The sequence below is a fragment of the Kribbella sp. NPDC002412 genome (assembly GCF_053592935.1).
In genome coordinates, this window is the sequence record NZ_JBSFBL010000033.1 from 1 (window position 1) to 22,142 (window position 22,142).

Annotated in this window: 19 protein-coding genes; 9 read left to right on the plus strand and 10 right to left on the minus strand. The window is 71.2% G+C overall.

The window, feature by feature from the left end; genetic code table 11:
• Positions 1–214: phosphoenolpyruvate-utilizing N-terminal domain-containing protein (locus ACWCOV_RS24920; protein ID WP_449831702.1), on the minus strand; the 214-nt coding region annotated here is incomplete at its 3' end.
• 127 nt (positions 215–341) lie between these two features.
• Between ACWCOV_RS24920 and ACWCOV_RS24925 the strand changes: the two genes are divergently transcribed.
• Genes ACWCOV_RS24925 through ACWCOV_RS24940 form a run of 4 tightly spaced genes read left to right on the plus strand, consistent with a single transcriptional unit; the run spans position 342 to position 4,440 of the window.
• On the plus strand, positions 342–1,109 hold the full coding sequence (locus tag ACWCOV_RS24925; protein ID WP_449831703.1) for a DeoR/GlpR family DNA-binding transcription regulator: 768 nt from the start codon (positions 342–344) through the stop codon (positions 1,107–1,109).
• Positions 1,106–2,074, plus strand: a complete 969-nt coding sequence (locus ACWCOV_RS24930; protein ID WP_449831704.1) for a 1-phosphofructokinase family hexose kinase — start codon at positions 1,106–1,108, stop codon at positions 2,072–2,074. The genes ACWCOV_RS24925 and ACWCOV_RS24930 overlap by 4 nt, the downstream gene beginning before the upstream one ends.
• A gap of 21 nt (positions 2,075–2,095) precedes the next feature.
• Positions 2,096–4,171 carry a PTS fructose transporter subunit IIABC gene (locus ACWCOV_RS24935; RefSeq protein WP_449831705.1) on the plus strand — a complete coding sequence of 692 codons (2,076 nt, stop codon included), beginning with the start codon at positions 2,096–2,098 and terminating at the stop codon, positions 4,169–4,171.
• An 11-nt stretch (positions 4,172–4,182) separates the two neighbouring features.
• On the plus strand, positions 4,183–4,440 hold the full coding sequence (locus ACWCOV_RS24940) for an HPr family phosphocarrier protein (protein WP_449831706.1): 258 nt from the start codon (positions 4,183–4,185) through the stop codon (positions 4,438–4,440).
• Here the strand turns inward: ACWCOV_RS24940 and ACWCOV_RS24945 are convergent.
• The 3 genes from ACWCOV_RS24945 to ACWCOV_RS24955 all read right to left on the minus strand — a co-directional run bounded on the left by ACWCOV_RS24945 (position 4,437) and on the right by ACWCOV_RS24955 (position 9,263).
• A complete protein-coding gene (locus ACWCOV_RS24945) occupies positions 4,437–5,948 on the minus strand; it encodes a hypothetical protein (protein ID WP_449831707.1) in 1,512 nt (503 codons plus the stop codon). The two genes, ACWCOV_RS24940 and ACWCOV_RS24945, sit on opposite strands and share 4 nt — an antisense overlap.
• Before the next feature lie 403 nt (positions 5,949–6,351).
• Positions 6,352–7,017, minus strand: a complete 666-nt coding sequence (locus ACWCOV_RS24950) for a response regulator (protein WP_449831708.1) — start codon at positions 7,015–7,017, stop codon at positions 6,352–6,354.
• Positions 6,993–9,263, minus strand: coding sequence for a sensor histidine kinase (locus ACWCOV_RS24955; protein WP_449831709.1), 2,271 nt, complete (start codon positions 9,261–9,263; stop codon positions 6,993–6,995). Before ACWCOV_RS24955 ends, ACWCOV_RS24950 begins: the two co-directional genes overlap by 25 nt.
• Positions 9,264–9,337: 74 nt before the next feature.
• On the opposite strand from ACWCOV_RS24955, the gene ACWCOV_RS24960 reads away from it, so the two are divergent.
• Entirely contained in the window at positions 9,338–10,426 is a 1,089-nt protein-coding gene (locus tag ACWCOV_RS24960) for an enolase C-terminal domain-like protein (RefSeq protein ID WP_449831710.1), read from the plus strand.
• On the opposite strand, the gene ACWCOV_RS24965 is transcribed toward ACWCOV_RS24960, so the two are convergent.
• On the minus strand, positions 10,401–11,264 hold the full coding sequence (locus tag ACWCOV_RS24965; RefSeq protein WP_449831711.1) for a hypothetical protein: 864 nt from the start codon (positions 11,262–11,264) through the stop codon (positions 10,401–10,403). The genes ACWCOV_RS24960 and ACWCOV_RS24965 overlap by 26 nt on opposite strands.
• Positions 11,261–11,833 (minus strand): RNA polymerase sigma factor, encoded by a 573-nt coding sequence (locus ACWCOV_RS24970; RefSeq protein ID WP_449831712.1) that lies wholly within the window; start codon positions 11,831–11,833, stop codon positions 11,261–11,263. The genes ACWCOV_RS24965 and ACWCOV_RS24970 overlap by 4 nt, the downstream gene beginning before the upstream one ends.
• A gap of 178 nt (positions 11,834–12,011) precedes the next feature.
• On the opposite strand from ACWCOV_RS24970, the gene ACWCOV_RS24975 reads away from it, so the two are divergent.
• Complete coding sequence (locus tag ACWCOV_RS24975) at positions 12,012–12,668, plus strand: lysoplasmalogenase (RefSeq protein ID WP_449831713.1); 657 nt, start codon at positions 12,012–12,014, stop codon at positions 12,666–12,668.
• Here the strand turns inward: ACWCOV_RS24975 and ACWCOV_RS24980 are convergent.
• A complete protein-coding gene (locus ACWCOV_RS24980; RefSeq protein WP_449831714.1) occupies positions 12,656–14,095 on the minus strand; it encodes an alkaline phosphatase PhoX in 1,440 nt (479 codons plus the stop codon). The two genes, ACWCOV_RS24975 and ACWCOV_RS24980, sit on opposite strands and share 13 nt — an antisense overlap.
• Positions 14,096–14,273: 178 nt before the next feature.
• Here ACWCOV_RS24980 and ACWCOV_RS24985 point away from each other — a divergent pair, with 178 nt between their 5' ends.
• On the plus strand, positions 14,274–14,687 hold the full coding sequence (locus ACWCOV_RS24985; protein WP_449831715.1) for a hypothetical protein: 414 nt from the start codon (positions 14,274–14,276) through the stop codon (positions 14,685–14,687).
• Here the strand turns inward: ACWCOV_RS24985 and ACWCOV_RS24990 are convergent.
• From ACWCOV_RS24990 to ACWCOV_RS25000, 3 genes are all read right to left on the minus strand, one after another.
• Positions 14,679–16,016 carry an NAD(P)/FAD-dependent oxidoreductase gene (locus tag ACWCOV_RS24990; protein ID WP_449831716.1) on the minus strand — a complete coding sequence of 446 codons (1,338 nt, stop codon included), beginning with the start codon at positions 16,014–16,016 and terminating at the stop codon, positions 14,679–14,681. The two genes, ACWCOV_RS24985 and ACWCOV_RS24990, sit on opposite strands and share 9 nt — an antisense overlap.
• A 63-nt stretch (positions 16,017–16,079) precedes the next feature.
• Positions 16,080–18,818 (minus strand): helix-turn-helix transcriptional regulator, encoded by a 2,739-nt coding sequence (locus tag ACWCOV_RS24995; protein ID WP_449831717.1) that lies wholly within the window; start codon positions 18,816–18,818, stop codon positions 16,080–16,082.
• A gap of 70 nt (positions 18,819–18,888) precedes the next feature.
• On the minus strand, positions 18,889–19,515 hold the full coding sequence (locus ACWCOV_RS25000) for a sigma-70 family RNA polymerase sigma factor (RefSeq protein WP_449831718.1): 627 nt from the start codon (positions 19,513–19,515) through the stop codon (positions 18,889–18,891).
• 182 nt (positions 19,516–19,697) lie between these two features.
• On the opposite strand from ACWCOV_RS25000, the gene ACWCOV_RS25005 reads away from it, so the two are divergent.
• Positions 19,698–20,255 carry a GNAT family N-acetyltransferase gene (locus ACWCOV_RS25005; protein WP_449831719.1) on the plus strand — a complete coding sequence of 186 codons (558 nt, stop codon included), beginning with the start codon at positions 19,698–19,700 and terminating at the stop codon, positions 20,253–20,255.
• A gap of 93 nt (positions 20,256–20,348) precedes the next feature.
• Positions 20,349–22,082: an L-aspartate oxidase gene (locus ACWCOV_RS25010; protein WP_449831720.1), complete on the plus strand. Its 1,734-nt coding sequence runs from the start codon at positions 20,349–20,351 to the stop codon at positions 22,080–22,082.
• Positions 22,083–22,142: the final 60 nt, after the last annotated feature.

The following is a 22,142-nucleotide window of genomic DNA, read 5'->3' on the forward strand; positions in this document are numbered from 1 at the left end:
GCACCTCGGCCGCCGCGCCCGAAGCGAGCCCGGCGCGGGCGGCCAGCCGTTCGGCGACGGTCGCCGCGGCGGCGTCGTACCTGGCGACCTCGGCGGCCCGGTCCGGCTCGGCGACGGTGGTCGGGGCGGGGATCGCCGGACGCGGCTCGGGACGGATCACCGGGCCGTAGCCGACGCCAGGTACGACGGGAACGCCCTTCGAGATGTGGTTCATGACGGGTCCTCTTCGTCCGCGGGATTGCCAGGACGTTACGAACAGAGGTCTTGACATGTCAATAGATCGGGCGTAAAACCAACTGAAACAACACAAAATCCCAACGAAACGCAGATCTGGAGTCGATATGTACGCGGAGGAGCGGCAGGCGGCGATCGTCGGCAAGGTCCGTGAGCAGGGCCGGGTCACGGTCAGCGGCATCGCGACCGACCTCGGCGTGACGACCGAGACGGTGCGCCGCGACCTCGCCCAGCTCGAGCGGGCCGGCCTGCTCCGCCGGGTCCACGGCGGCGCGGTGTCCACCACCGCGCTGACCGTGATCGAGCCCGGCGTCGCCGAGCGCGACGCCACCCAGGCGGATCAGAAGGACCGGATCGCGAAGGCCGCGATCGAGCTGCTGCCGGGCAGCGGCGGCAGCGTCCTGCTCGACGCCGGTACGACGACGGCCCGGATCGCCTCGCTGCTGCCGGTCGACCGCCAACTCGTGGTCGTGACGAACGCGGTGCCGATCGCAGCCCGGCTCGGCGCGTCGGACAGCGTCCGCTTGCACCTGCTCGGCGGGCGCGTCCGGGGCGAGACCCAGGCTGCTGTCGGCGATCAGACTGTCCGATTGCTGACCGACCTCCGCGTCGACCTCGCCTTCATCGGCACCAACGCGCTGACGGTCGACCACGGCCTCACCACCCCGGACCCGGACGAGGCCGCCGTGAAGCGGGCGATGATCGCGGCCGCCCATCAGGTCGTCGTGGTCGCCGACTCGTCGAAGGTCGGTCGCGAACACCTGGTCCGCTTCGCTTCCCTCGACGACGTCGACATCCTGGTCACCGACGACGAGATCGACCCGGCCGTGGTCCGCGAGCTGGAGGCCCGCGAGGTCGAGGTGGTGATCGCATGATCGTCACGCTGACTGCGAATCCGAGTGTCGACCGGACGATCGAGCTTGCGGGTGAGCTGCGGCGCGGCGAGGTGCAGCGCGCGGTGGCCGTGCGGAGTGAGCCGGGTGGCAAGGGCGTGAACGTTGCCCGGGCGCTCACTTCCGCGGGCGCGCCCGCGATTGCCGTGCTGCCTGCCGGTGCTGACGATCGGATGCTGGCCGCGCTGCGCGATCAGGCGGTTGCCTACCGGGCGGTCGACGTACCGCATCCGGTGCGGGTGAACGTGACGGTCGTCGAGCCGGACGGTACGACAACCAAGCTCAACGAGGCCGGTGCGTCGCCGACGCAAGAGGTGCTCGACGCTCTCGTTGCCGCCGTACTGCGGGAGGCTGCTGACGCTCGGTGGGCTGTCCTGTCCGGCTCACTGCCGCCGGGGGTGCCGTCCGATTGGTATGTCGGGTTGGTCGCGGCACTGCGTGCGCAAGGATGCGCGGTCGCCGTCGACACCTCCGGTGAGCCGCTGCGCGCGGTCGCGGCGGCTGCTGTGCAACCGGAGCTGCTCAAGCCGAACGCCGAAGAGCTCGCCGAGCTGACCGGGTACGACGTGGCGCGGCTCGAGTCCGACCCTGCTTTCGTTTCCGAAGCAGCCCGTGCGCTGATCGCTCGCGGAACCGGGGCGGTGCTCGCAACGCTCGGCCGGCACGGAGCCGTGCTGGTCGACGGCTCGGGTACGGCGTTGCTCGGGCAGGCCGAAGCCGTCGTGCCGATCAACACCGTCGGCGCGGGTGACGCCACCCTGGCCGGTTACTTGCTTGCCGACCTGGCCGGAGCGGGGCCGGCCGATCGGCTCCGTCAGGCGGTGGCGTTCGGCGCCGCCGCAGTCCAGCTCGCCGGATCCGCCATGCCGCGGCCCGGTGATCTCCGTCCTGCGGGCGTCAGTGTCGTCGCCCTTTCTCCCCGTTCCGTCGCATCGCCGCGTGGCTGACGACGGCTGAGAGGAACTGTCATGTCCCAGATCATCCAGGCCGACCTCGTCGTCCTCGACGAGAACCTCGGCAGCACGTCGCAGGACGTGATCCGACAACTCGCGACACGGGTCGTCGCCGCCGGCCGGGCCACCGACGTCGACGGACTGTACGGCGACGCGCTGGCCCGCGAGGGTCAGGCCGCGACCGGGCTGCCCGGCGGGATCGGGATCCCGCACTGCCGGTCGTCGTACGTCACCGAGGCAACGCTTGCGTTCGCACGGTTGCAGCCCGGGGTGGACTTCGGCGCGCCGGACGGGCCGGCCGACCTCGTCTTCCTGATCGCGGCGCCCGCTGGTGGGGACGCCGACCACCTGACCCTGCTGACCGCGCTGGCGCGCTCGCTGGTGAAGCCGGACTTCGTCACCTCGTTGCGCGAGGCAACTTCCCCCGACGACCTCGTCGCCCTGGTGCAAGCAGCCGTCACTCCAGCCGCACCCGCGGCCGAGCCTGCGGCAGTTGAGGCTGCCGCCGCGCCGCCCGCCGCCGCGCCGCCCGCCGCCGCGCCGCCCGCCGCCGCGCCGGCTGCTACGCCAGCTCCTGCCGCCCCAGCGGCTGCGCCTGCTCCTGCCGCGGAGCGGCAGATCGTTGCGGTGACTGCTTGCCCGACCGGCATCGCGCACACCTACATGGCGGCTGACTCGCTGGTGGCCGCCGGCAAGCGGGCCGGGGTGAAGGTGCTGGTCGAGACCCAGGGATCCGGCGCCTCGACACCGCTCGGCCCCGACCAGATCGACGCGGCCGACGCGGTGATCTTCGCGACCGACGTCGGGGTGAAGGACCGCGGCCGGTTCGCCGGGAAACCACTGGTCGCCTCCGGCGTGAAGCGGGCGATCAACGAGCCGGACGCGATGATCGCGGACGCCGTCGCCGCCGCGGCCGACCCGAATGCTCCCCGGGTGGAGGCCTCCGCATCGACGGGCACGCCACGCAAGGACGCACGCTCCGGCGACGTGTCGTGGGCCGTGCGGTTGCGGCAGATCCTGCTCACCGGCGTGAGCTACATGATCCCGTTCGTCGCGGCCGGCGGGTTGCTGATCGCGCTCGGCTTCCTGTTCGGCGGCTACAAGATCAACGCCACCGCGACCGACATCGTGGCGAACAACTCGCTCGCCAACCTTCCGTCCGGCGGACTCGCGCAGTACCTCGGCGCCGTGCTGTTCAGCCTCGGCGCGCTCGCCTTCGGCTTCCTCGTCCCCGCGCTGTCCGGCTACATCGCGTTCGCGATCGCCGACCGGCCCGGGATCGCGCCGGGCTTCACGGTCGGCGTGGTCGCGACGACCGTCGGCGCCGGCTTCATCGGCGGTATCGTCGGCGGTCTGCTGGCCGGTTTCGCCGCACTGTGGATCAGCCGGCTCGAGGTGCCCGCCTGGGGTCGCGGCCTGATGCCGGTCGTGGTGATCCCGCTCGGCGCGACGCTGGTCGCCGGCGGGTTGATGTTCCTGGTCCTCGGCCGGCCGCTGGCCGCGATCACCTCGGGCCTGGAGAGCTGGCTGAACGGCCTGTCCGGATCGTCCGCGATCGTGCTCGGCATCGTCCTCGGCCTGATGATGGCCTTCGACATGGGCGGCCCGGTGAACAAGGCGGCGTACGCGTTCGCCACCGCCGGCCTGGCGGTCGACAACCCGGCCTCGCTCAAGGTGATGGCCGCGGTGATGGCGGCCGGGATGGTCCCGCCGCTGGCGATGGCGCTGGCGACCGCGGTCCGGCCGAAGCTGTTCAGCACCGCGGAGCGGGAGAACGGCAAGGCCGCTTGGTTGCTCGGGGCATCGTTCATCACCGAGGGCGCGATCCCGTTCGCGGCCGCCGACCCGCTGCGGGTGATCCCGTCGATCATGCTCGGCTCCGCCGTCACCGGCGCCTTGGTGATGGCCGGCGGCGTGACGCTGTCGGCGCCGCACGGCGGCATCTTCGTCTTCTTCGCGATCGGCCACCTCGTGTGGTTCGTGCTCGCGCTCCTCGCCGGTGCGGTGGTCGCCGCCGCCGCGGTGACGGTCGTCAAACAGCTCGGCCGCAAACCCGCCACCACTCGAGCTCGCACCGCTGTCACGGTCTGAAAGGAACTCCCATGTCCAGCACCACCGTCACCGTCGGCTCGTCCGTCGGCCTGCACGCCCGTCCCGCTGCCCTGATCGCAGCCGCTGTCACCGAGGCCGGCGTACCGGTCACCCTCGCCACGAACGGCGGCCTACCGGTCGACGCCGGGTCGGCCCTGCTGATCATGACGCTCGGCGCCAAGTGCGGCGACGACGTCACTGTGTCCTGCGACGACGACGCGGTCCTGCGCAAGGTGGCCGACCTGGTCGCCGCCGACCTGGACGCTTAGGACGTCAGCCGCTCACGGATGGCCGTGAGGTCGGCGGCGATCGCCTCCTCACGGTCCCGGGCGCCCGACTTGTACGACGCCAGTTCGCCGGCAGCCTCGGACGCCTTCTCCTCGAGCCGGACGATCTGGTCCGCCGCATCGGCCTTCGCCTCGGCGACCTGGGTCCGCGCCCGCCAGAACCGGTGCGCCGCGACTCCCAGGATCACCACGCCGATCACGATCCAGAACGGGTGCACCAGTCCCAGGCCGATCCCCACCACGAGACCGGTCGCCGCGATCGCGATCGCCCCGGCCACGGACTTCGCGGTCAGCGGCGGCGCCTCGGAGTTGATCTTCGCCACCGCGGCCGCCATCGACTGCGCGTCCGGACCATCGGGAAGCACGGTGATGTCCCGGCGGCCTACCTTGCAGACGACCTCGGTCGGGATGAGTCCGCCGGCCGTCTTGGCCAGTTCCTCCGCCTCGGTCAGTACGCCGTCCGCCACCACCCGCAGCGCGGTCGCTGACAGATGCGGCTCGTCCTGGCGCCGCAGGTCGGCCCGGAGCAGGTTCTCGATCGTGTCGACCGGGTCGGTGATCGCGCCGGCCGCGGCCGAGGTGTTGGTGATCCGGGCGCGCAGCTCGGCAACCCGGGACAGCGGCTCGCGTTCGTGCTCGCTGCCCTCGGAGATCAGCATCCGCAGCACGGACGACGCGCTGTCCGGGTCGGGCTCGCCGTACGCGAGATCCCGGTCGGGCTCGCGTACGGCGGCGTCGCCGGCGACCGTGTCGACGGCCGCCCGGAGCTGGCTGAGCCGGTCCCGCGCGTTGGCAGCCGTGGCGATCTCGGTGAAGGCCGGATGGCGGTGCCGCACCGCCTGGCCCCGGCTCAGCACGGTCTCCAGCCAGCTCAGGCCCTTGACGTGCTCCTGCAGCCGCTCGATGACCATCGTTTGGCCCTCCGCACCGAGCCCGCCGCGCGCGCCGGTGGACCAGAGCGCGCGTTGCAACCGGGTGACCGTGCCGTCGGCTGGCGTACCGAACGCTGTCTCCAGCCAGGCGGTCTGCACGAGGTCTCGCCGTCCCAGTGCGGCCAGGGCCAGGCAGAGGAAGATCGACGTACGGTCCTTGTCGAGAGCCATTGCCTCGGACAACGGCCCGTCCGGCAGCGCGGTCGCGTCAGCCGACAAGCCGTGGATCGTCGCCACCGCGGGCTGCAACCAGTAGCCGGGGACCGCCGTCCCGGCGGGCGGTGGCTGGTTCCCGGACGCAAGCGCCGTCAGTACCTGACTGGCGTGCCGCCGCACCTCGGCCGCGTCCGCGAAGCCGATCAGCTCGTACCGGATGTCGGACAGCTCCACGAACGCGTCGAACGCATCGCTCAACTGCCGCAGCCGCGAGTCCAGGCTGCCCTGCAAGTGCGACACCTTCGACCGCAGGCTCGACGCCTCGGAGAACGCCTGCGACATCTCACTGCGCAGCTCCTCGAGCTCCCGATCCTGCCGCCGCTCCACATACCAGTCCGACATCCACAACTCCCGTCCAGCCGACCTCTGCCGCCCAAGCATCCCGCCTCACGGGGTCGCCAGAAGCCATCGGACCAGAAGCCATCGGGAACGGTGTGTCGGTCGGCGCACTGCTGGTCTGTCCCCCTGTGCTGACCGGCAGTGCGCCACCCCCCGCACAACCTGGGCGAAGGAATTCGGCCCATGCTGGCAACGGTAGGTGGACCCGGAGTGAAGGTGAGTCCGGGAAATCCCGGGCATTCAGGTCGTGTCTGGTGGCTCCACGCCTACTGCGCGGCACTCGGCACGCCATCTCGCCGCACTGGAGCAAAGGCCACGATGAAACCACATCGAGGCCTTCACTCCAGCACGCCGAGCTACCGCACCGAGCACCTGCTCGCTACGGCGTGGAACCACCAGACACGACCTACTCCGTGGCGAGGTCCTCGACGGTGACGACGCGGTCTTCGAGGGCGCGGCGGATCAGGGCCGCGATGCTGCCGGCCGGGCGGCCGAGGTTCGCGTACTTGATGCGGGCGCGGTCGATGTAGGTCTCGACGGTGCGGGCGCTGACGCCGAGGCGTTGGGCGGCGAGTTGCTTGGAGCCGGTCTGGAACCAGGCGCGCAACGCGTCCCGCTCCTGGGTGCTGAGCCGGACCCGGTTGTCGGCCTGGATGGCGCCGGCCAGCGTGGGCGCGGTGTGCGGGAGGTGGGCGGCGGCCTTGACGATCGCGGGGACCAGGTGCTCCGGTCCCTCGTGCTTGGTCAGGTAGGTGTCGACGCCGAGGCTCATGCAGTGCGTGATCGTGTCCGGGTTCGAGCTCGACGAGTACACGATGACCGAGCGGCCGGCGTCCACCAGTTCGGTCAGGGCGCCGTACTCGGGGACCGGGATCCGGCCGTCGCGGTCGTCCAGGTGCAGGTCGAAGATGACCACGTCGGCCGTGCTGGCGGGTTCGGTCCACAGCTCGGGGAGGCGGTCGCCGACATCGATCAGCTCGATCGGAGGGTCGGCCTCCGCGCACCACACCCGAACCCCCGCGGTGGTCGCCGGATGGTCCTCCACGATCACCGCGATGATCGGCTTGCCCACTGCGCCTCCACCCAGAGCAGCCCGTCGAGCCGTGTCGTCCTCAGGTGCACATTGTGATCGACTGGTAGCGGTACGTCGAGGTCAGGCGCGTCGGCCACCACACTCACCGCCAGCGATCCGTCGGTGGACGACACGGTGATCCGTGCCTGGCTGGCCGCCGTTGCCAGCAGCATCAGCGGTCCTTCGGTCAGACCGCGCCGTACCGGCAGCGGGGGAGCGGCCCACGTTCCGGCGGTGGCCAGGGTGACAAGGACGCCGCGGCGGTCCGCGAGGTCGGCGCAGGCGCGGAGCTCGTGCAGCAGCGGGTCGGGTGTCTCGTCGTGCTCGGCGAAGATCCGGCGCATCCGCGCGGCCTCGATCGCACAGCGGCGCCGTACTGATTCGTCTTGTGGATCAAGCGTTCCATCGGCCAGGCCGGCGAGTAACGGACCCGCGGTCGCGGACAGTTCGGCGTACCGCCGCTGGCGACTCTCGTGGGTCTGCGCTGCGAGCTGGTCGGCGATGCGGACCTCCTCGGCGTCCCGCCGCTGCTGCGCGGCCTGCTGGGCAAGCGAAGCCAGCAGCGAGGTGGCGACCGCGACCGCGATCGCGTAGCCCGCGCTGGTGATCATGCCGGCCAGGTAGCCGGTCACTATGCCGTTGACGGGCAGCGTCAGCATTCGTCCGATCGCGAGCAGGTGATTGGCGGCGAGGACCGCAACGACTTCCTTGAGCCGTTCACCGAGTACGACGAGGGCGAGCCAAGGCGCCGTACCGACGAACCAGTTGCTCGCCAGCGCGTGGGCGGTGTGCTCGACGCCGGACGCGCTCAGCAGCCCGGCCGCGGCGATCACGCCGATTGCGGCCCACCGCCAGCTGCCCCAGCTGAGGTCGCGTTTGAAGAGAATCGCGCCGGTGACGAACACCAGCGTCAACAGGCCGAACGCGGTCAGTTGGACGGCCAGCGAGTCGTATTCCGCGAGGTTGCTGAACAGCGCTGCGGGCGCGAGCAGGTAGAGCACGGCCGCGGTGATGATCAAGGTCGCGAGACGGAGTTGGCGGTGCAGCCCGCTGGCGGTGGAGCCGGCCAGATCCGCTTGCCAGACTGCTGCCTCGTCGGTCGGCACGGAGCGGCGTTCCGCTTGCCAGCGCAGGCGAACGACGGTCCCGCGGCCGGGCTGCGACTCGATCTGCGCCGAGCCGCCGACTGCCTGCATGGTCTCGACGATCGAGTGGGTGATGCCGCGGCGAGCGTCCGCTGCACCGCGGAATCCGGCGCCGTCGTCGATCACCTCGATCTGTACGGCGCCTATCGGCTGGCTGACTCGGCAAGTCGCCGTACGTCGGCCGGAGTGGCGCAGGACGTTGGACAGCGCCTCCTGGACTGCGTCGGCCAGCGCGGCGACCACATCGCCGGGGAGGGAGAGGTGGTTATCACCTTCGAGTCTGATGCTCAACGGACTGCGCTCGATCACTTCTGCCAGCACGGCACCGAGGTCGCGATCTGCCTTGGAGGGAAGGACTTCCGGGACTCGGGACAGCGCGGCGAGGTCCCGGGCGGCCTGTTCCGGCAGCCAGTCGTCGGTCGGGCGAACGTATCCGGCGCCGATCATCAGCAGCGTGGTCGACGACGTGTCGTGCAGCATCCGGACTGCCCGTTGCTCGTCTGCGCGTACGGCGGTGGCGACTTCGCGCTCACGTCGTACCCGCGAGGTTTCCTCGGCCGCCTGGTCGGCCAGCGTGCCGCCGCGCCGTACGAGGACCCAGAGCCAGCGGGACAACCCGGCCGACACGAGCAGCCAGATGAGGCCGACCACCCAGCCCTGCCAGTACTGCGGCGCCGCCCGCCACGCACCGACCGCGATCGCGAGATCGACGACCACCGTCGCGCCGAACCCCAACCGGACCGACGTGTGCAGCTGATAAGACACGCACACGAAGCTCGCCCAGCTGATCACCCACCCGGCGCCGACCGCCAGCACCTCCAGCCGCTCGGTCACTCCGAGATTCACCGCGACGAACGCCACCACCGCGACATCCGCGACGACCAACCACGTCGCCGTACCCCGAAGCAACCGCCAGCTGTAGAAGCCACCCCAGCCGATCACGAGCGCCACCAGCCCCGCCGCCCGCCACCGCATCGCCGGCTCCGCACTCACCAGCCCGACGAGCCCGCAGCACACCCCAACGGCCGCGTGCACAACCGCCGCATAACGCAGCGCCAACCGCTCCAGCAACCGCGTGGCGTCGCCGGCACCTGGGGGCATCGGAGAATTATCGCCCGATCTGGGTAATACCGTTACCACTCGACGTTCAATGACAACGATGTAATGGAGGACGGATGAGTCTGTCGCGGCATGTGGTGAGTGGGGTCAGGACGGCGGAAGTGGGGTCGGAGTACATCCGGGACGTGGGGAGGAACTCGTTTCGGGGGCATCACGGGCGGGGTGGGCGGGAGACGGCGTACGTCGTGGAGACGGATCGGGGTGCGACCGGGTGGGGGCTGCCGCTGGCCGCGGGTGATCCGGGGGCGCTGATCGGCCGGAACCTGGCGGAGTTGATCGATCCGGAGCGTGGCGTGATCGACCCGGCGGCGGAGTTCCTGGACTACGCGTTGCACGACCTGGCGGCGCGGGTTCTCGAGGTGCCGGTGTACGCGATGCTCGGTGGCGCGGCGCCGGCCAAGGTGCGGTGCTACAGCGGTGGCATCTACCTGGACGACCTCGACCCGGAGGACGGCCCGGCCGGGCTGACCGCGATCAAGCAGAACCTGGCGAAGGACCACGAGTTCGGCTTCCGCGACTTCAAGCTGAAGCTCGGTCGCGGCTATCGCTGGATGCCGTACCAGGCCGGCCTCGACCGGGACATCGAGGTGACCCGGCTCGCCCGTGAGCTCTACCCGGACGCGGAGATCCTGGTCGACCCGAACGACGGCTTCAGCGTCAACGCGCTCACGTCGTACCTGGCGGCCGTCTCCGACTGCCGCCTGTACTGGATCGAGGAGGTGTTCGCCGAACGCCGCGAGGACCTCGAGTTCCTGCGCGACCACCTGGCCACGCTGCCGTGGCGGCCGCGGATCGCCGACGGCGAGTTCGACCCGGACGCCGGCTACATCCTGCGGCTCGCCCAGGCCGGCCTGGTCGACGTCGCGCTGATGGATGCCGTCGGCTACGGCCTCACCGCGTGGCGCCGGTACATGCCGCAGCTGAAGGCGGCCTCCGCCGAGGGCTCGCCGCACGCGTGGGGCGCGCCGCTCAAGACCCTGTACGCCGCCCACATCGCGGCCGGACTCGGGAACGTCCCCATCGTCGAGGGCGTCCCCGGTCACGTCGTCGGCACCGACGGGGACGGCTACCAGTTGGCGGACGGCTATCTCACCCTGTCCGACCGCCCGGGTTTCGGGATCACTTTGGCTGGTAGTTCCAGATGAAGCTGCGGCGGCAGGTCTTCGGGTCCGGATGCGGGTTGTCGCTCATCCAGACCACAGCCCTGCCGTTGGGGTCGACGTAGCAGGTTTTGCCCTGGGCCCGCCACTCGCCGTCGTTCTTCGGGCTGCTGTACACCAGGCTGCCGGTGGCGTCGTACCCGTGGATCGTGTACGGCAGGGGAGTGGCGTCGGTGTGCGGACCGCGGACCCGGACGTACGGGACCGCGGTGTAGAAGAACCCGTGCCGGAGCACCGCCTCGACCGGGGGCTGGTTGCCGACGGCCACGGTGATCCGGGTGATCTGCGCCGCGTACGTGCCGGCGCCGATCATCCGGGCCTCCACCGCGCGGTAGTGCACCTGGTCGGTGCCGCTCACCATCGACTGGACCAGCTTGCCCTGGGCATTCAGACCGCACGCCGTCCAGAGGCCGAGCGAGGTGTTCTTGATGACCACCCAGTTGGTGCTGAAGGCGTTGGCCGGCGCGTTCTGGAACCGGAACCCGTCGAGCACCTGGTAGCCCTCGCGCGGTTTGGTCAAAGTCATCCGGGTACGCGTGAAGCACAGCTTGCCGTACAGGGACTTGTCAGTGGCACTCAACGGCTCGACGGCGGGGGGCTGGGGGGCGCCGCTGACCGCGGGCTCGCTGTTGTCGCGCCGCAGCGCGGGCAGACCGATCGCCAGGCCGGCGATGATCGCGACCACGGCCGCGGCGGCGACCAAAGGGACGAACCTGCGCCGCGGGGTGGTGGCCGAGTCCTGCTCGACGATGGCGATCAGCTCGGCGCGCTGGCGGACGCGGGTCTCGGGGCGGAGGTCGTGCTCCGGAGGGGGCGTGCTCATGACTGTGGCTCCACGGGGGACAGGATGTTCAGCTCGCGCAGGTGCTTGCGGGCCCGGGAGAGCCGGGACTTCACGGTGCCGATCGGCACGTTCAGCGCGACGGCGGCGGCCTGCTGGTCGAGGCCGGCCCAGATGCAGAGCTCGACGATCTCGCGCTCCTGCGCCGGCAGGTGCGTCAGCGAGGCGCGGGCCTGCTGGATCCGCCGGTCGTCGTCGAGCCGCCCGGCCACGTCGTCGGCGTGGTCACGGACGTGCTCGACCAGCTGGTGCGCGGCCGACAGCGCCCGGCGGTAGCGCAGCTTCGCGCGCCACGCGTTCCGGACCGTGTAGTCCGCGGTCCGCAGCAGCCACGGCAGCGCGGAGTCCCGGTCGAGGACGACGTCGGTACGGCGTCGCCACGCGTGCAGGAACACCGTCGAGGTGAGGTCCTCGGCGTCGCTCCAGGAGCCGGTCCGCCGGTACAGGAAGTTGTAGATCGCCTTGGCATGCCGGTCGTACAGCTGCCCGAACGCCTCGGAGTCGCCGCTGGTGGCCCGGTCCCACAGGCTCCGGTCCGAGATGGTCGACATGATGAGGCCATCCTGCACGGCCTGAAGCCCGCTCACGACTCATTTCCAGAGGTACTGCCGCGCATCCGCGCTCCGATCGCTTCGTCAAGACTGCCTTGCACCTGTCTTGTGTCGAGCGGGCACGGAAGGTTCCCACCGATTTCACCGGGGGCTCACCGGAGGTGCGGAGACTCGCGGCATGGGACTCGGGCGGCTGGCGAGCGGGCGGCGGCGGTTGGCGGCGTACTGGGGCGCGACCGTGGTGCAGGTGGTCGCCGTCGCGTGTGACGTGAAGGTGCTGAAGCAGGCGAGCAAGGTGTCGCTGATGCCGCTGCTGCTGTCCTGGGCCCGGACCGAGAAGGCGTCACCGTTGATCCAGGCCGCGCTGCTGGCGTCGGCCGCCGGCGACCTCCTGCTGGAGACGGACCTGCAGCTGGCCGGGATCGCCGCCTTCGCCGCGGCCCACGCCTGCTACCTGGCCGTGTTCCTGACCCAGCCCGGTCAACGGTCGTGGCGGGTCGTCGCGGCGTACGGCGCGCTCTGGGCAGCGCTCGTCGCGGTCCTGGCTCCTGGGTTGGGCGGCCAGCGTCTTCCGGTCGCGGCGTACGCGCTGTTGCTGACCGCAACCGCGATCGCCTCCCGCTGGCACAACCCCCGCAGCGGTCTCGGCGGGACTCTGTTCCTGATCTCCGACGCCCTCATCGCCATGCGCCTCGCCGGCCGCGACTTCCCCGGCCGCGGCCCCCTGGTGATGTCGACGTACGCCGTCGGCCAGTACCTCCTCGCCTCCGGAGCACATCGAGAGGGCCGCCCCGCGGACGGCCCTCTCGATGTCAATCGGGGTCAGCCGAGGTAGTCCTGCCAGGGGCCGGTGATGGCGAAGGTGATGCCGGGGGTCTGGAGGTTGACGAAGAGGACCTTGCCGTCGTTCGAGAACGCGGGGCCGGTGAACTCGGAGTCGTTCAGCATGTTGCGGGCGATCGCGTACGTCGGTCCGCCCGGCGTCGAGCTGAGCACGTGGCTCGAGGCGTTGCCGTCCTCGGCCAGGACGAGCGAGCCCCACGGGGTGACCGTGACGTTGTCCGGGCTGTCGAAGTTGAAGTCGTCGTACCGCGCCTCGGAGCCCTTGTCGGCGGCCGCGCTCTCCGGGAAGTAGGTGACCAGCTGGATGGTGCGGGCCTTGTAGTTGTAGAACCACACCATGCCGTCGTGCGGCACGGCGTCGGCCGGCAGGTCAGCGGTGCCGGACTCGGCGTACGAGTTGACGACGTACACACCCTGGTCGGTGCCGAAGACGCCCTCGAACTTCTTGCCGCGGGTGACCGTGCCGTCGGCGAGCTGCTTGCGGCAGGAGACCGAGACCGCGTCCCGGTCGGGCACCGGCACCCAGGCGACCCGGAACGGCCGGAGCAGCTGCGCGGACGTCAGGTAGGCGACATCCGGGATCGGCTTGCCGTCGTCACCGAGGATCGCCATCGCCTCGAGGGTGCCGAAGTCGGCGTCGGCCAGCTGGCGCCAGCTGTTCGGTCCGAGCTTGTAGCCGCGCGGCCCGGTCCAGCGGTAGAACAGCCCGTTCGGGCCGGAGGCGTCCTCGGACAGGTAGATGTGGGTGCGGTCCTCGTCGACCGCCAGCGCCTCGTGGGCGTACCGGCCGAGCGCCTTCAGCGGGACCGGGTGCGCGGTCTTGCCGTCACCCCAGACCTCGAAGACGTAGCCGTGGTCCTTGAGCCGGGTGGTGCCGTTGGCCTTGGACTCGGTCTCCTCGCAGGTCAGCCAGGTGCCCCACGGGGTGTGGCCGCCGGCGCAGTTGGTGAGGGTCCCGGAGATGCCGACCCACTCGCCGAGGTTGGTGCCGTCCCGGTCGACCGAGATGACCGTGCAGCCGCCGGCCGCGCCGACGCCCGCGTCGTACACGGTGCCTTCGACCGGCGGGACGCCGAGCGCGTTGGCGCTGCCGACCTCGTGGTTCTGGATCAGCAGGTGCCGGCTCCGGCCGCCGTCGAAGACCGCCATGCCGTCGTGCTGCGACGGGGTCGGCTGGCCGGTCTTCAGCTTGGTCTCGCCGGCCTTGGTGACGATCTTGTACCGGAAGCCGGGCGGCAGCGCGAGGACGCCGGCCGGGTCGTCCAGCAGCGGCGGGAACGGGCGGTGCGCAGGGAACGGCGAGTGCTTCGGGCCGGGCGTGGCCTCGGCGAGGGACGGTACGGTTCCGACGGTGGCGAAACCGACCCCGGCGGCGCCGGCGGCGGCTCCCCGGAGGACGGAACGGCGGTCAACGGACATGACTGGTTGCTCCTTGGTGCGTAGGCGGGCGGGCGGCCCCAGGCGATCCTGCCCGCGGCCGGCTGACGCCGGGCAAACTGCACCTGAACAACAGACGCCTCGCTCGGCTCGGCGGCGGTGCCGGCCGAGGCTGCAACGATCCGCCCCCGTCGGTCGTCCATAGTGGGAGGTGATGCCGATGCGAAGCTTGAACATGATCGCGGCCGCCGTCGCGGTGGCGGCGCTATTGGTTGCTTGTGGCAACGAATCTGGGACGGAAGGACAGCCGATGCCCTCGACGGGGAGCAGCAACACACCGACACCTGACCCGAGCACGCCGCCACCGACAGCCGGCCCGGCGGGTGGGCCGGTCGAGCAGGCCAAGGCGGACCTGGTCAAGCGGCTCGGCGTCGAGCCTGGCCAGGTGACCGTGGTCAGCTCCGAAGAGGTCACCTGGCAGGACGGCAGCCTCGGCTGCCCGGAGCCCGGGATGCGCTACACCCAGGCGCTGGTCAACGGCTCCCGCATCATCCTCGAAGCCGGCGGCACGCAGTACCACTACCACTCCGGCGGCACGCGCCCACCGTTCTTCTGCGCCAACCCGTCACGCTGAGCGCGACTCCAGCACCGGTACGTCGGCCTCGTTGACGAACGCGTCGCGGGGCCGCTGGACCGAGGCCAGCGAGACGATGTCCCGGCCGTAGAACAGCGCGGCCACCCAGACGGCCAGCACGCGCACCTTCCGGTCCCAGGTCGGCACCGCCAGCACGTGGTACCCGCGGTGCATCAGCCAGGCGAGCAGACCCTTGACGACGATCCGCTTGTACTGGAAGATCCCGCGGCCCAGCCCCAGCGTCGCCACCGCCCCGAGCGTGTGGTGGACGTAGTTCTTCGGCTCGCGCCCACGCAGCGACCGGAGCAGGTTCTTGGCCAGCAGCTTCCCCTGCCGTACGGCGTTCTGCGCGTTCGGCACCGTCAGCATCCCGGGCATGGGCGCCGCGAGGTCGGGGATCGCCGCGTCGTCACCGGCCGCCCAGGCGTCCGGCACGAACTCGTCCTCGGAGCCGACCCGGAGGTCGGCGCGGGTCTGGATCAGGCCGCGCTGGGTGACCGGGAGGTCGGTGTGGCTGCGGACCAGCCGGGTCGCGGCGTTGCCGGTCGTCCAGACGATCAGGTCCGAGTCGAACGCCGTACCGTCGGACAGCACGACGTGGCCGTCCGCGGCCGACGTCAGCGTGGTCTCCAGGTGGACCCGCGCTCCCTGGCGCTCGAGCCGGTCCCGGACCCACTGCGCCTGGCGGTCGCCGACCTCCGGCAGGATCCGCTTCGTCGCCTCGACGAGGTGGAAGTGCAGGTCGTCGCGGGTGAGCTCGGGGTAGGACTTGAGCAGCCCGTTGGCCAGCGACAGGAGCTCGGCGAAGCCTTCGACACCGGCGAAGCCGCCGCCCACGAAGGTGACAGTCAGCAGCCGCTCGCGCTCCGGGCCGGGTGGCAGCACCGAGGCCTCGTCGAAGGCGGTGAGCAGCCGGTCGCGGATCGCGACGGCCTCCTCGACGTGCTTCATCCCGATCGCGTGCTCGGTCACGCCGGGCAGCGCGAACGTCCGGGTCACCGCGCCGGCGGTCACCGCGATGATGTCGTACGGCATCTCGAAGTCGGCGCCCTGCACCGGGTGGATGGTGACTGTCCGCCGGGCGTGCTCGATCTTGGTGACCGAGCCGGCCACGACCCTGCTGTGGCGCAGGTTCCGCCGCAGCGAGATCGCCGCGTGCCGAGCCTCGATCGACCCGGCCAGCACCTCCGGAAGGAACGGCTGGTAGGTCATGTACGGCCGTGGATCGACGACGACGATCTCGGCCTCACCCTTGCGAAGTTTCTTCTCCAGCCTCCACGCCGTGTAGAAACCGGCGTACCCACCACCGACCACAAGGATCCTGCGCACTGTCGGACCTCCGATTGTTCTGTCTCTCTACAGGTATGACAGTTGAGGACCCCGATGTGTGACCTAGCTGAGCAGCGGCCCCAACTGGCGGCGGGAGGTGATGCCGAGCTTGGTGAAGACCTTGCGCAGGTGCCACTCCACGGTGTGCTGGCTGAGGAACATCTGGGCACCGATCTGCGCGTTCGTCAGCCCGGACCCGGCCAGCTCGGCGATGTGGGCCTCCTGCGCGGTGAGCACGTCCGCCGCGCGGTCTGCACGCTCGTCGACGGCCTCGCCCGCGGCCGCGAGCTCGTGGCGGGCGCGCTCGGCGAAGGCCTCCGAACCGGCCGCGGTCAGCATTTCGTACGCCGTTCGCAGCTGCGCGCGGGCGTCCTGCCGCCGACCCGCGCGCCGGAGCCATTCGCCGTACAGGAGGTGGGACCGGGCAAGGTCCATCCGGACCCGGGTGCCGCCGAGCCGCTCGATGGCCCGTCGATAGCCGGAGTCCGCTCCCGGGCCGGGCGTCAGCAGGGCGACCGAACGGTCGAGCAGGCCGAGCGCCCAATCCGTCCCGGTGGCCTGGGCCAGCTCGGTCAACCGGTCGAGCGCCTCGGTCGCCAGCTCGCGCTGCCCGGCGCGGACCGCGGCCTCGATGAGCTCCGGCAGAGCCCAGTTGGCGACTCCGAGGTCTTTCGGATCCGCGCTCGCCGCCTGCGCCGCGGCCAGCGCCTCCGGATACCGGCCGACGCTGTTCAGGAGTACGGCGTTCGCCCACCGGGTGTACGACATCCCGGAACCTTCGCCCCTGGTCGTGACCTCCTCGAGGGTGGCGGCGATCAGCGGAGTCGCCTCGTCCACCCGGCCACGCATGACCGCCAGGCCGATGGCGCCGTACGGAGCGAGGCCGATTCCGGTCGCGTCGGCGATCGTCCGGATCTCCGCGAGCAGTGCGGCGGCAGCCGGGAGCTCGCCACCGAACAGATGCAGGTGGAGCCGGGAGCTGAGGACGAGCGGGAGCTCGGTGAGGTCGCCCGTCTCCCGGGCCAGCTGGACGTGCCGCGCGGTGAGGACGTCCCAGTGCTCGAAGTCCCAGAGGTCGACGGAGGTGCGCGACGCCAGCCACAGCCAGCGCAGATCACCCGGATCGGCCCGGCTCTCGTCGGCGAAGGCTGCGATCGCGTCCCGGGCCAGCGGCACCGCCGTCGGGTAGCCGTCGGTGAACGAGACGGCCAGGGTCTCGAGCAGGAGATCGTGTTTGCGCGGCGTCGTCGAACGCGGCGCCGCGCGGGCGGCCCGGGCGACCTCGGTCTGCGGCGACCCGTCGGCGAGGACTCCGGCGAACATCGCCGCCATCATCGCTTCGAGGTAGGTGTCGCGGGCGAGCTGGAGGTCGAGTGGCTCGAGCCGGCGGGCGGCTTCCAAGAGGAGTTGCGCGGCCGTGGCGCCGTGACCGGAGGCGAAGGAGATCTGGGCGCGGAGCAGGTTCACCCTGGCCTGGTGCAGCTCTCCGGGCGACCACTCGTCGGCGGTGACGAGCAGCTTCAGTGCCGCCTCGAAGGCGCCGGCCCGCAGTGTGGCCTGGGCCGCGGCCAAGGCCCGGCTCGCGCGGGTGTCCGGGTCCGGGGTCAGCTCGGTGGCCCGCTGCAGGAACGCGGCCGTGGCCGCGACACCGCCGCGGTGTTGGGCCCGGTCGGCGGAGGCGATCAGCTCGGCAGCGACCGCTTCGTCGGGTTGGTCGGCCGCCTGGGCGCGGTGCCAGGCCCGGCGATCGGGGTCGATCGTCGGGTCGATCGCGTCGGCCAGCGCCTGGTGCACCGCGCGGCGGTCGGCCGAGACGGCGGCCCGGTACGTCGCCGACCGGACCAGCGGATGCCGGAAGCGAACCCGTGCCCCCAACTCGATCAGGCCGGCCACCTCGGCAGGCCCGGACGCGCTGACCGGGATGCTCAGCGACCGGAGTGCCCGAAGCAGCAACGGTACGTCGCCGACCGGCTCCGCGGCCGCGGTCAGCAGCAGCCGCTGGGTCTGTGGTGGCAGCAACTGCACCCGTTGCGCGAAGTTCTGCTCGATCTGGCTCGCCAGCGGCCGAGCGTCCGGACGCTCGAACCCACCGGCGAGCTCGGCCGCCGTCAGTCCGCGCGGCAGCTCCAGCAGCGCCAGCGGGTTGCCCCGGGTCTCGAACACGATCCGGTCCCGGATGTGCTCGTCCAGCCGCCCGGGTACGACGGAGTCGAGCAGCGCCCCCGCATCGTCGTCCGCGAGTCCGCCGACGACGAGCTCGGGGAAGCCCCGCCACTCCGGCGCGGTCGCCGGGTCCCGCACCCCGAACACCACGCCGATGCGGTCGGCGAACAACCGCCGGCCGACGAAGGTCAGCGCCTGCGCCGAGGCCTGGTCCAGCCACTGCGCATCGTCGATCACGCACAGCAGCGGCTGCCGGTCGGCCACCTCCGAGAGCAGGCTCAGCACCGCCGCGCCGACCAGGAACCGGTCCGGCGGCCCACCGAACTCCAGGCCGAAGGCAACGGCAAGGGCGGCGCGCTGTGGTGGCGGCAGGTGCTCGGCGAGATCGAGGAGCGGAGCGCACAACTGGTGCAGACCGGCGAACGGGAGCTCCATCTCGGACTCGACCCCGGACGCGTGCGCCACGCGGCAGCCGTCGGCGTTCCCGGCCACGTAGTCGAGCAGTGCCGACTTCCCGATCCCGGCCTCACCACGGACGATCAGGACCTGGCCCTGGCCGGCGCGGACGTTCGCCACCAGGCGATCGAGGGACTCGCACTCCGAGCGCCGACCGCGAAGCCCCTCCCATCCACCCGCCATGGTTCCCCATCCTCTCATTGAGAGGCTGAGGCCCGGCCCGGAACGAGACGGGTGAATCAGGCGAGCTGTGTCACGCGGCCTGTTCGGCCAGGCCCGCGGTGAGGAGTTCCTCCAGGTCGGCGAGGTCGCCGGCCCGGGACGCGGAGACCAGCGCCTGGACGAGCTGGCTGTGGGCGTCCGGGGTGAAGGGCCGGCGGCGGTCCGACGCGAGCCGGTCCCGGGCCCGCTTCACCAGCTGCCGGGCGTTCGGCGCGCCGATCCGGAGCTTCTCGGCGATCCGCTGGTACGGGTACTCGAAGCCCTCCCGCAGTACGTAGGAGGCCCGCTCGGCCGGGGAGAGCCGCTCCAGCAGCACGCGGGCCGCCAGGTCGAGGGACTCGTTGCGCTCGGCCTGGGTGTGCGGGTCGGCGCCGTCGTCGTCGGCGTTCGCCTCCGGCAGCCAGGTGGCGACGTACGTCTCGTGCCGGCGCCGCGCGCACTTGACCAGGTTGATCGCGAGCCGGCTCGTGGTGGTGGCGAGGAAGGCGGCCGGGTCGATGACGGCCGACCGGTCGGTGCGCTGCCAGCGCAGCCAGACCTCCTGCACGACGTCCTCCGCCTCGGGCGCGTTCCCGACGATCCGGTAGGCGATGCCGAACAGCCGGGGGCGGACGACGACGAAGACCGATGCCGCCTGGTCCAGGGTTTGCGCACTCATGTTCCGGCTCCTCTCATCGGTCCCCGAGGTGACGGATCCACCGTCACTCCTGGACCGTGGTGGTCGCGCCCTGGAAGTCCGTGGTCGGGTCCGTGGTCACCCGTGGGGTCCGCGTGTCACAGCGGCCCGGGCTACGTGGTCAAAGCTGCGTGAGTCCCGGGACGGAGCTGCGGAGGAGACAGATGAAGCCGAGGATCGAGACCGAGCGACTGGTGATCCGGCCGTGGCGCGACACCGACGCGTCGGACGCGCTGGGCATCTACGGCGACGAGCACGTGACCCGCTGGCTCACCCCGGCGATGACCTGGGTACCGAGCGTGCTCGCGATGCGCGACGTCCTGCACCGCTGGATGGCCGAGGACGTGTCGCCGGTGCGGCACTGGGCCATCGAGCTGCGTGACACAGGCCGGGTGGTCGGCGGGGCGGCGGTGCTCCGGCTGGCGCCCTGGGAGGACTTGGAGATCGGCTGGCAGCTCGCCCGTACGGCGTGGGGCCACGGGTACGCCGCGGAGGCCGGAGCCGCGGTCGCGGACTGGACGATGCACCACACCGACGTCGACGAGTTGTTCGCCCTGGTCGGCCCGACCAACGCCCGCGCGGCCGGGACGGCGAAGCGGATCGGCATGGAGCTGATCGGCGAGACGGACCAGTACCACGGCCAGCCGCTGAACCTCTACCGCATCCGGCACTACGACCTCGCGTACCACGCCGACACCCCGGAGCAGGCGAGTGAGACGTGACAGACAGCCGGCTTGTGACCGGAGTGACAGTCACAGGCCGCCGTACTGAGTTGTCTTAGTGGTGACACCCGAACGCGAGTCAAAGGAGATTCGATGAAGACCACCGAACAGCAGATCGCCACCTCAGTCCTGGTGATCGGAACCGGTGGTGGGGGGGTGCGCGCCGCGATCGAACTGGCCGAGCAGGGCGTCGAGGTCCTTGCCCTGGGCAAACGCCCGCGCTCGGACGCCCACACGTCGCTCGCCGCCGGCGGGATCAACGCGGCCCTGGCCACGATGGACCCGGAGGACAGCTGGCAGCAGCACGCGGCCGACACGCTGCAGGAGAGCTACCTGCTGGCGAACCCGGTCACGGTGCAGATCGTCACCGAAGGCGCGGCCCGGGGCATCGAGGACCTGGAGCGCTACGGCATGCCGTTCGCCCGGGAGGCCGACGGCCGGATCTCGCAGCGGTTCTTCGGCGCCCACACGTACCGGCGGACGGCGTTCGCGGGCGACTACACCGGCCTGGAGATCCAGCGCACGCTGATCAACCGGGCGGTCCAGCTGGGTGTGCCGATCCTGGACACCGTCTACGTGACCCGGATCCTGGTGCGCGACAACAAGGTGTTCGGCGCGTACGGGTTCGACCTGACCACCGGGCGGCGGTACGTCATCCACGCCGACGCGGTGATCCTGGCCGCGGGCGGTCACACCCGCATCTGGCGCCGTACGTCGTCGCGGCGGGACGAGAACACCGGTGACTCGTTCCGGCTGGCGGTCCTGGCCGGCGGCAAGATCCGGGACCCCGAGCTGGTCCAGTTCCACCCGTCCGGCCTGATCGAGCCCGAGAACGCGGCCGGAACCCTGGTGTCCGAGGCGGCCCGCGGCGAGGGCGGCCAGCTCCGGAACGCGCTGGGCGAGCGGTTCATGGCCCGGTACGACGCGGAGCGGATGGAGCTGTCGACCCGGGACCGGGTCGCGCTGGCGGCGTACACGGAGATCATGGAAGGCCGCGGCACGCCGAACGGCGGGGTCTGGCTGGACGTGTCGCACCTCCCGCGGGAGACGATCATGCGCCGGCTGCCGCGGGTCTACCAGACGCTGCTCGAGCTGCAGATGCTCGACATCACCAAGCAGCCGATCGAGATCGCCCCGACCGCGCACTACTCGATGGGTGGGGTGTGGGTGCGTCCCGAGGACCACGGCACCGGTGTCGACGGGCTGTACGCGATCGGCGAGGCGGCCAGCGGTCTGCACGGCGCGAACCGGCTGGGTGGCAACTCGCTGATCGAGCTGCTCGTGTTCGGGCGGATCGTCGCGGAGGAGGCGGCGAAGTACTCGATCGGCCGGCAGTCGCAGGAGCGGTCCGCGGACGCGGTCGCCGAGGCCCGCGCCGAGATCGACGCGCTGCTCGCGAACGACGGCGAGGAGAACGTCCGGGCGCTGCAGCGCGCGCTGCGCGACACGATGACGAACCGCGCCGGTGTCGTCCGCGACGAGGCCGGACTGCTGGCCGGAGTCTCCGAGCTGGTCGAGATCGAGGAGCGGATGACGAAGATGGGCGTCCACCCCGACATCGCCGGCTTCCAGGACCTGGCCCACGCGTTCGACCTGAAGTCGTCCGTGCTGGCCGCGCGCGCCACTCTGGACGCGGCTCTGGAACGCCGCGAGACCCGGGGCTGCCACAACCGCTCCGACTACCCGGAGCTGGACGAATCCCTGCAGGTGAACATGGTCTGGTCCGGACCGGGCTCGGTGGAGCGCGAGTCGATCCCGCCGATCCCCGAGGAGCTCCGCCGGCTGATGCGCGACGACATCACCACCGAAGGAAAGCTGGTCGAGTGATCCTGACCGGTACTGGTCACCGGCGTTGACTCTCCGCAAGGTCTCGGGATGGGGTGGTCG

Excerpts from the sequence above, each read along its gene's own strand:
- ACWCOV_RS24965 (WP_449831711.1), bottom strand. The coding sequence starts at position 11,264 with ATGAGCACGCCCCCTCCGGAGCACGACCTCCGCCCCGAGACCCGCGTC.
- ACWCOV_RS24955 (WP_449831709.1), bottom strand. The coding sequence starts at position 9,263 with ATGCCCCCAGGTGCCGGCGACGCCACGCGGTTGCTGGAGCGGTTGGCG.
- ACWCOV_RS24930 (WP_449831704.1), top strand. The coding sequence starts at position 1,106 with ATGATCGTCACGCTGACTGCGAATCCGAGTGTCGACCGGACGATCGAG.
- ACWCOV_RS24970 (WP_449831712.1), bottom strand. The coding sequence starts at position 11,833 with ATGTCGACCATCTCGGACCGGAGCCTGTGGGACCGGGCCACCAGCGGC.
- ACWCOV_RS24960 (WP_449831710.1), top strand. The coding sequence starts at position 9,338 with ATGAGTCTGTCGCGGCATGTGGTGAGTGGGGTCAGGACGGCGGAAGTG.
- ACWCOV_RS24925 (WP_449831703.1), top strand. The coding sequence starts at position 342 with ATGTACGCGGAGGAGCGGCAGGCGGCGATCGTCGGCAAGGTCCGTGAG.
- ACWCOV_RS24975 (WP_449831713.1), top strand. The coding sequence starts at position 12,012 with ATGGGACTCGGGCGGCTGGCGAGCGGGCGGCGGCGGTTGGCGGCGTAC.
- ACWCOV_RS25000 (WP_449831718.1), bottom strand. The coding sequence starts at position 19,515 with ATGAGTGCGCAAACCCTGGACCAGGCGGCATCGGTCTTCGTCGTCGTC.
- ACWCOV_RS24945 (WP_449831707.1), bottom strand. The coding sequence starts at position 5,948 with ATGTCGGACTGGTATGTGGAGCGGCGGCAGGATCGGGAGCTCGAGGAG.
- ACWCOV_RS24985 (WP_449831715.1), top strand. The coding sequence starts at position 14,274 with ATGCGAAGCTTGAACATGATCGCGGCCGCCGTCGCGGTGGCGGCGCTA.
- ACWCOV_RS24980 (WP_449831714.1), bottom strand. The coding sequence starts at position 14,095 with ATGTCCGTTGACCGCCGTTCCGTCCTCCGGGGAGCCGCCGCCGGCGCC.
- ACWCOV_RS25005 (WP_449831719.1), top strand. The coding sequence starts at position 19,698 with ATGAAGCCGAGGATCGAGACCGAGCGACTGGTGATCCGGCCGTGGCGC.
- ACWCOV_RS25010 (WP_449831720.1), top strand. The coding sequence starts at position 20,349 with ATGAAGACCACCGAACAGCAGATCGCCACCTCAGTCCTGGTGATCGGA.
- ACWCOV_RS24995 (WP_449831717.1), bottom strand. The coding sequence starts at position 18,818 with ATGGCGGGTGGATGGGAGGGGCTTCGCGGTCGGCGCTCGGAGTGCGAG.
- ACWCOV_RS24940 (WP_449831706.1), top strand. The coding sequence starts at position 4,183 with ATGTCCAGCACCACCGTCACCGTCGGCTCGTCCGTCGGCCTGCACGCC.
- ACWCOV_RS24935 (WP_449831705.1), top strand. The coding sequence starts at position 2,096 with ATGTCCCAGATCATCCAGGCCGACCTCGTCGTCCTCGACGAGAACCTC.